The organism is Paraburkholderia sp. SSBN10T (assembly GCF_056619545.1).
Window position 1 is genome coordinate 1 of the sequence record NZ_JBWQQI010000047.1, and the last position, 8,874, is coordinate 8,874.

5 protein-coding genes are annotated in these 8,874 nt (G+C 64.7%); 2 read left to right on the plus strand and 3 right to left on the minus strand.

What is annotated here, in order from left to right; genetic code table 11:
- Window positions 1–26: 26 nt before the first annotated feature.
- Window positions 27–1,697, minus strand: coding sequence for a methyl-accepting chemotaxis protein (locus tag AC1ECK_RS36455; protein WP_480328130.1), 1,671 nt, complete (start codon window positions 1,695–1,697; stop codon window positions 27–29).
- A gap of 471 nt (window positions 1,698–2,168) precedes the next feature.
- On the opposite strand from AC1ECK_RS36455, the gene AC1ECK_RS36460 reads away from it, so the two are divergent.
- Both AC1ECK_RS36460 and AC1ECK_RS36465 read left to right on the plus strand, forming a co-directional pair.
- Window positions 2,169–3,419 (plus strand): MFS transporter, encoded by a 1,251-nt coding sequence (locus AC1ECK_RS36460; protein WP_480328132.1) that lies wholly within the window; start codon window positions 2,169–2,171, stop codon window positions 3,417–3,419.
- 295 nt (window positions 3,420–3,714) lie between these two features.
- Complete coding sequence (locus AC1ECK_RS36465; protein WP_480328134.1) at window positions 3,715–5,619, plus strand: propionate--CoA ligase; 1,905 nt, start codon at window positions 3,715–3,717, stop codon at window positions 5,617–5,619.
- Here AC1ECK_RS36465 and AC1ECK_RS36470 read toward each other — a convergent pair.
- Complete coding sequence (locus AC1ECK_RS36470) at window positions 5,616–6,401, minus strand: 5'-methylthioadenosine/adenosylhomocysteine nucleosidase (protein ID WP_480328136.1); 786 nt, start codon at window positions 6,399–6,401, stop codon at window positions 5,616–5,618. The two genes, AC1ECK_RS36465 and AC1ECK_RS36470, sit on opposite strands and share 4 nt — an antisense overlap.
- Entirely contained in the window at window positions 6,398–8,755 is a 2,358-nt protein-coding gene (locus AC1ECK_RS36475) for a UvrD-helicase domain-containing protein (protein WP_480328138.1), read from the minus strand. The genes AC1ECK_RS36470 and AC1ECK_RS36475 overlap by 4 nt, the downstream gene beginning before the upstream one ends.
- Window positions 8,756–8,874 lie beyond the last annotated feature (119 nt).

Genomic DNA, 8,874 nt, shown 5'->3' on the forward strand with positions numbered 1-8,874 from the left:
AAGGCCCCCTGCAAGGCAAAAAACCCTCAATTATTTAACCTAAACTTCCCCACCATAACCTTCAACGCCCTAGCCTGATCATCCAGCGACCGCGCAGCGGCAGTCGCCTCCTCAACGAGGGCCGCATTCTGCTGAGTCCCAGCATCCATCTGCGTCACCGCGAGGTTAATCTCCTCGATCCCAGAACTCTGCTCAGCAGAAGCCGCCGAAATCTCCCCCATGATGTCGGTCACGCGCTTCACCGCCTTGACGACTTCATCCATCGTCTGGCCAGCATCCTGCGCCAACGTCGAACCATTGCTCACGCGCTCGACAGAAGTACTGATCAAACCCTTGATCTCCTTGGCCGCCGCCGCGCTACGCTGCGCGAGATTGCGCACTTCCGCGGCGACCACCGAGAAACCGCGCCCTTCCTCGCCCGCCCGCGCAGCTTCCACCGCTGCGTTGAGCGCCAGAATGTTGGTCTGGAACGCAATCCCTTCGATCACGCCAATGATGTCGCCGATGCTCTTCGCGCTATCGTTGATCTCGTTCATGGTCGCGACCACACGGCTCACCACGTCGCCGCCCTTCTCCGCAATCTCCGAGGCGTTGTTCGCCAGCGTGCTCGCCTGCTTCGCGTTGTCGGCGTTCTGACGCACCGTCGAGGTCAGCTCCTCCATGCTGCTCGCCGTGCGCTCCAGCGCCATCGCCTGCTGCTCGGTCCGCTGCGACAGGTCCAGGTTGCCCATCGAGATCTGTCCCGACGCCGTCGCAATCGCATCCGCGCTCGCCGCAATGTCGGATACCGTCGTCGACAGTCCGCTCTGCATGTCATGCAGCGCCGACAGCATGCTCGAACGATCGTTGCGCGCCAGCGCAATCCGGTTCGACAGGTCGCCCGCCGCAATCCGGCTCGCAATCTCCTTCGCATACACGGGCTCGCCACCCAGTTGCCGCGCGAGCCGCCGCACCACCCATTCGCTGATCGCAAACGCCAGCACGATCAGGCCAATCGTCATCGCCGCAATCATCACGAACGACGAGTGAAAAATGAACGCCGAAGCTTCGATGGTCGCCTTCGCGGCCACGCTGCGCTGTTCGACCAGCGCATCCACCATCTTTTCGAGCTTCTCGGTCTCGACCAGCAAGGACACGTCCTGCGTGCCGACCTGCCAGTTCATCTGCGACAGGTCCAGCGGCTGCGCCTTCACCAGGGTCACGAAATCGCGCAGATGGCCGCTCCATGTCGCCACCGCCGCGGCGAATTTCTTCTGCTGGGCAACCTGATCGTTATTGGAAGCGTCCACATACTGTTGCAGCGTGCTCATCTGCGTGGCCAGGCCGGCGAGACCCTTGTCGATGTCCGAACCGAGATCGTCGCGCTCCTTGCCCGTCGTCGCGGTCAGCAGCATCTTCTGGGCGCGGCTCGCGCGCAGCACGTAACCGCGCGCTTCCTCGGCCGCCCGGCTCGCCACGTGGCCCTGGTCGTAGATCGACTGCGCCGAGCCGTTGAGCCGGCTAATCTGCGCCAACGAAAATACGCCGATCAAAAGGGTGCCGATCAGCAGCACGGCGAAAGCCAGCCGCAACGTCGCTTTCACCGACAAGCCCTTGAGCCGTCCAACCGGTGCGCTCGCATGCGGCGCATTGCCTGCCGGCTCGCCATCCGCCACGAACCCCACGCCCGTCTGGCTGCCCAGCGAAACTGCTTTCATATTTCGTCCCCACGTATCGACCTACCGGAAAGGTCGGTTCCGGCATTCATCGTTATCTCACCGGGTCTACGGCATCTGCGGTCGCATTCTTTAATACAGCCGTCCCCCGGCGCTCCTTGAGCATCCGCCTCGTAAGCGGCGCTCCGCGACCGTCTTATACACGGCCAAAATTCGTCCCGGCTTACAAGTCCAGCCACTTGCACATCGACTCAAATCGTGGCAGCCGAGTGTGAAATCGCGGCATCACTGCTCGCTCTTCGAGCCTGCCCTCGGCCGCGGCGTGTCCCAAATACGTCCCAGGCACTTCTTTGGCGTATCAACCCGTGTCCGGTTCGCGACAAAAGTTGTCCGAACATTTCACACGAGCCACATTACACTTTGCAAAACACCTGATGGCGCCGGGTAACGTGTCGATATGCCGCAGCCCGCGGATCCGGCCCTCGCTCACTTCTCTCTCCTTCTCTCAAGCGCATGGAAACGAGCCTCGACAAAAACGCCCTCGCCGGCGTCTCCGGCAGCCCCGCCGTCCCGCCTCTGGCCGCGAGAGCCCAACGCACGGTGTACTCCGTGCTCGGCGCGATCAGCTTTTCGCATCTGATCAACGACATGATCCAGTCGCTGATCCTTGCGATCTATCCGATGCTGAAGGCCGACTTTGCACTGTCGTTCGGACAGATCGGCCTGATCACGCTGACTTACCAGATCACGGCATCGCTGCTGCAACCGCTGATCGGCATCTATACCGACAAGCATCCGAAACCGTATTCCCTGCCCGTCGGCATGGGCTTTACGCTGGCCGGCCTGCTGCTGATGTCGGTGGCGCCGAACTTCGGCATTCTGCTGGTGGCGGCCGCACTGGTCGGCTGCGGCTCGTCAGTGTTCCATCCGGAGTCGTCGCGGGTCGCGCGGATGGCCTCGGGCGGCCAGCATGGTCTCGCGCAGTCGCTATTCCAGGTGGGCGGCAACGCCGGCTCGTCGCTCGGGCCGCTGCTCGCCGCGCTGATCATCATCCCGCACGGCCAGCGCAGCATTGCGTGGGTATCGGCAGCCGCGCTGGTGGCGATCGTCGTGCTCACGCAGATCGGCCGCTGGTACAAGCGCCATCCCGCGACGAAGAAAGCGCGCAGCGCGCAGGCCGGTCATGCGACGCTGTCGCGCCGCCAGGTGCTGTTCGCGATGGGCGTGCTCGTGCTGCTGGTGTTCTCGAAGTACTTCTACCTTGCCAGCATCAACAGCTATTTCACGTTCTATCTGATCGACAAGTTCCATCTGCCCGTGCAGGCCGCCCAGGTCCATCTGTTCGTCTTCCTCGCAGCCGTCGCTGCGGGCACGATCATCGGCGGTCCGATCGGCGACCGGATCGGCCGTAAATATGTGATCTGGGTATCGATCCTCGGCGTCGCGCCGTTCACGCTGCTGCTGCCGTACGCCAACCTGTTCTGGACCAGCGTGCTGACCGTGGTGATCGGCGTGGTGCTGGCCTCGGCGTTCTCGGCGATCCTCGTCTATGCGCAGGAGCTGATTCCCGGCAAGGTGGGCATGGTCGCCGGCCTCTTCTTCGGCTTCGCGTTCGGCCTCGGCGGAATCGGTGCGGCGGTGCTCGGCCAGCTGGCCGACGCCACCAGCATCGCCTATGTGTACAAGGTCTGCTCGTTCCTGCCGCTGATCGGCATCCTGACGGTGTTGTTGCCCGACGTCGAGGGCAAGCGCGCCAAAGCGTGAGCGAACTGGAAGGCGGAACCGGACCCGGAGACCCAAACGGGATCGAAGTCCGGGTTGGCATGGAACAAGGCGCTGCGGCGCCTTGTTCCATTTTGGGCGCGTGGTGCGCGGCGCCTATGGTGAACCCGCGTTGTCCGCGCCGCTGAGCCTGCTCTATGCTGTGCGGACATGCGCCGCATTGGCCGGGGCCTAACGTCGAGGTTCGCCGGGCGGCGCGGACGCGCTTCGCCCGCCCGCTCCCCCCATGCAGCAGGGGAAAAGCCAGGCACCGACAAGAACCCAAGGACCGCCGCCAATGACCCGTTACCGCGAGTTCCACCGCCGTTCCATCGAAGCCCCCGAAGACTTCTGGCGCGACGAAGCGCGACGCATCCATTGGGAGACGCCGTTCGAGACCGTGCTCGACTGCTCGAATCCGCCGTTTGCGCGCTGGTTCGTCGGCGGCCGGACCAATCTGTGCCATAACGCGGTAGACCGGCATCTGGCCGAACGGGCGCAGCAGAACGCGCTCGTCTACGTATCGACGGAGACCGGCATCGAGCGGCGCTACACGTACGCCGAGCTGTACGCCGAGATCAACCGGATGGCCGCGGTCATGCGCTCGCTGGGTGTAAAGCGCGGCGAGCGCGTGCTGATCTACCTGCCGATGATCCCCGAAGCGGTATTCGCGATGCTCGCCTGCGCGCGCCTCGGCGCAATTCACTCGGTGGTGTTCGGCGGCTTCGCCGCGCCCAGCCTCGCGGCGCGCATCGACGACGCAAAACCCGCGCTGATCGTCACCGCCGACGCCGGCGCGCGCGGCGGCAAGGTGATCGACTACACGCCGCTCGTCGACGAGGCGCTCGCCCGCGCGCAGCACAAGCCGCCGCACGTGCTGCGCATCGACCGCCAGCTCGCGCCCGAGCGCCTGAACGCCGGCTACCTGGTCGACTACGAACCGCTACGCGAACAGTTTTTCGACGCCCATGTGCCGTGCGAATGGCTGGAGTCCAATGAGCCTTCGTACGTGCTCTACACCTCGGGCACGACCGGGCGGCCGAAAGGCGTGGTGCGCGACGTGGGCGGCTACGCGGTGGCGCTGGCGGCATCCATGGAATACATCTTCGAAGGCCGCGCGGGCGACACCATGTTCACCGCGTCGGACATCGGCTGGGTGGTCGGCCATAGCTACATCATCTACGCACCGTTGATCGCGGGCCTGACCACGGTGATGTACGAAGGCACGCCGGTCCGCCCGGACGGCAGCATCTGGTGGCGGCTCGTCGAGCAGCATCGGATCAACCTGATGTTCACCGCGCCGACCGCCTTGCGCGTGCTCAAGAAGCAGGATCCGGCGCTGCTGAAGCAGTCCGACCTGTCGAGCCTGCGCACGCTGTTCCTGGCCGGCGAGCCGCTCGATGAACCCACCGCATCGTGGATCGCCGATGCGCTCGGCAAACCGGTGGTCGACAATTACTGGCAGACCGAGACCGGCTGGCCGATGCTGGCAATCCAGCGCGGCATCGAAGCGCTGCCGCCGAAACTGGGCTCGCCGGGCGTGCCGGTCTACGGCTACAACCTGACGCTGCGCAACGAACAGACCGGCGAGGTCTGCGCGCCCGGCGAGAAAGGCGTGATCACGCTCGGCTATCCGCTGCCGCCGGGCTGCATGTCGACCGTGTGGGGCGACGACCGGCGCTTCGTCAGCACCTACTGGTCGAGCGTGCCGGACCAGCAGCTCTATTCGACCTTCGACTGGGGCATCCAGGATAACGACGGCTACGTGACGATCCTCGGCCGCACCGACGATGTGATCAACGTCGCCGGTCACCGGCTCGGCACGCGCGAGATCGAAGAAGCGCTCTCGGGCCATGCGGCGGTGGCCGAAGTGGCGGTCGTGGGCGTGGCCGATCCGCTCAAGGGCCAGGTGGCGCTGGCCTTCGTGGTGTTGCGCGACGCGGACCGTTATGCGGCGGACGATGCGCGTACGAAGCTCGAAGCGGAGCTGGCCGCGACGGTCGACCGCCAGCTCGGGGCGATTGCACGGCCGGCGCGGGTGCATATGGTGGGGATGCTGCCGAAGACGCGTTCGGGCAAGCTGCTGCGCCGCGCGATTGCGGCGCTCGCCCAGGGACGCGACCCCGGCGATCTGCCGACCATCGAAGATGCCGGCGCCTTGCAGCAGGTGCGCGACGCGCTGACCGCGGGTGGCAACGCTTAGGCGCGTGCCTGCAAGAAGCGCTTCAGAATGCCGTTCGAATAGGTTCCGGCGATCTCGGTCAAAAACGACGTAAACGATGCGGGGGCATGCGCATCCGCCGTATCGGACACGGTGCGCACGATCGCGCACGGCACTCCGTACTCGTGACAGACCTGCGCAATCGCCGCGCCTTCCATCTCGACCGCGAGCGCGTCGGGCAAGGCCTCGCGTAGCGCCTCGACGGCCGCCGCACTGGCGACAAACTGATCGCCGCTGATGATGAGCCCACGGTGCACACGCGGCAGTTGCGTGCTGAAGCGCGCGGCCAATGCGGAGCCCTCTTGCGCCACGAATTGCCCGGCCGCCGCTGCGAGCCGATCGGCCAGCACCTGGTCCGCGGCGAAGCGGGCCACCCCGAGCAACGGCACTTCGAAACGCGGAAACAGCGGGGACGCGTCGAGATCGTGTTGCGTCAAGGTATCGGCCACGACGATATCGCCGATCCGCACGTCACGTCCGACCCCACCCGCCACACCGGTAAACACCACCGCCTCGACGTCGAAGCCATGAATCAGCGCGCTGACCGTCGCCGCCGCGGCTACCTTGCCGATGCGTCCAAGCGTGACGACGCATGGCGCGCCATGTACGGTGCCGAGGTGATAATCGCGCCGGCCATGCGTGACCGTACGCACCTCGGATTCGGCCCGCATCGCCTCGAGCAGATCACCGAGTTCCTGCGGCAATGCCGCCATTACGCCCAACGGACGACGACCGTCCACCGCTCCGGTTTGTACTGTTTTCATTCGACCGCCTGCAATTTGGCGACCGCGAGCGCCAGCCACTTCTCGCCGTGCCGTTTGAACTTGACCTGCGCACGGGCATCGGCGCCGCCGCCTTCCAGCGCGGTGATCGTGCCTTCGCCGAACTTGGTGTGAAACACCTGCTGGCCGACCCGGAAACCGCTTTCGGCCGCCCGCTGCTCGTTGGCAAAAGCCGGCAGCGGCGCGGACGTGGCCGCGCCCGAATAGCCTTGCTGCCGATCCGGCCGCGCAAACCAGTCACGGCCGTAACCAGCGTTGTCGGAACGGCCGCCCCAGCGCGCGCCTGCCTCGACCTTGGGCGTGAGCCACTTGAGCGTTTCCTGCGGCAACTCGTCGAAGAAGCGCGAGCGGATGTTGTAACGGGTCTGGCCGTGCAGCATCCGGCTCTGCGCGAACGACAGATAGAGCCGCTCCTTGGCGCGCGTAATCGCGACGTACATCAGACGGCGCTCTTCTTCGAGCCCGTCGGTTTCCATCGCGCTGTTTTCGTGCGGGAACAGGCCTTCTTCAAGACCCGTGATAAACACCGCGGTGAACTCGAGCCCCTTCGCCGCATGAACGGTCATCAACTGCACCGCTTCCTGGCCGGCCTGCGCCTGATTGTCGCCCGCTTCAAGCGACGCGTGCGACAGGAAGCCGGCGAGCGGCGTCATCGTGTCGGGATTCTGCGCCGGATCGGTGAGATTCGGCGCATCGAGGACCACGATGTTCGGATCTTCGGTCGCCGCCGCCAGTTCCGGCGCAGCGGTCGCACCGGGACGCAGCGGAATCGAGCGCGCGGGCGTGTCGAGGCCGTAGCCTTCTTCGCTGACAAAGGCCGCGGCCGCGTTGACCAGTTCCTGCAGGTTTTCGAGGCGGTCCTGGCCTTCGCGTTCGGTTTGATAAAACTCCGCGAGGCCGCTCGCTCGCACCACGTATTCGACGGTTTCCGGCAGGCTCATCTGCTGGGTTTCCGCGCGCATCTTGCCGATCAGATTGGCGAAGCTGGCCAGGCTCGAGCCCGCCTTGCCGGCGACGTACGGAATCGCCGCCGCCATCGAGCAGTTGTAGAGCCGCGCGGCATCCGCGAGCTGCTCGATCGAGCGCGCCCCGATGCCGCGCGTCGGAAAGTTGACGACGCGGGAGAACGCGGTGTCGTCGTTCGGGTTGTCGATCAGGCGCAGATAGGCCAGCGCGTGCTTGATTTCCTGACGCTCGAAGAAGCGCAGGCCGCCATACACGCGATAGGCGATGCCGGCGTTGACGAGCGTGTGTTCGATGGTGCGCGACTGCGCGTTGCTCCGGTACAGCACGGCGACTTCGCTGCGCGAGGTGCCGGTGCTGATGAGCGCCTTGATTTCCTCGACGATCCAGCCGGCCTCCTGTGAATCGGTGGCGGCTTCGTAGACGCGCACCGGCTCGCCGTGGCCCGCATCGGTTCGCAGGTTCTTGCCCAGCCGCCGCGAGTTATTGGCGATCAACTGATTGGCCGCATCGAGGATGTGGCCGTGCGAGCGATAGTTCTGCTCGAGCTTGATCAGATGGCGGACGTTGAACTCGTTCTCGAAGTCGCGCATGTTGCCGACGTTCGCACCGCGGAATGCGTAAATGGACTGATCGTCGTCGCCGACTGCGAAGATCGAATTGGTCTGTCCGGCCAGCAGCTTGAGCCATGCGTACTGGAGCTTGTTGGTGTCCTGAAACTCGTCGACGAGGATATGGCGGAAACGCGCCTGATAATGCGCGCGCAGCGGCGGATTGTGCGCGAGCAGCTCGTAGCAGCGCAGCAGCAGCTCGGGGAAATCCACCACGCCTTCGCGCTGGCACTGCTGCTCGTAGGCTTCGTAGAGCTCGACGAATTTGCGGTTGAAGTTATCGGTGGCGTCGACGTCTTTGGGGCGCAGGCCCTGCTCTTTGGCGTTGTTGATGAAGTACTGGAGATTTTTCGCCGGATACTTTTCGTCGTCGATGTTCAGGCCCTTCATCAGACGCTTGATCGCGGACAACTGGTCGGCGGTATCGAGGATCTGGAAGGTGGCGGGCAAGGCGGCATCGCGATGATGGGCGCGCAGCATGCGGTTGCACAGGCCGTGGAAGGTGCCGATCCACATGCCGCGGGTGTCGATGGGCAGGAGGGCTTGCAGGCGCGCCATCATTTCGCGGGCGGCCTTGTTGGTGAAGGTGACGGCGAGGATGGTCGCGGGGGATGCCAGCCCTTGCTGGATAAGCCAGGCGATGCGGGTAATGAGCACACGGGTTTTGCCGCTGCCCGCACCGGCCAGAATGAGTGCCGGTTCGTTTGGCAGCGTTACCGCTGCGTGTTGTTCGGGGTTTAGGTTGTTCAGGAGTTCGGGCATTTTCCAAGGGGGGCGGGGGCGGGTCGATCCACATTATAAGGTTCAGGGATTGGGTTGGTTGCCTGCGGCGCGGTTTGGTTTGTTGCCTGCGGCGGCTTGTTCTTTGTTGGTTTGCTTGC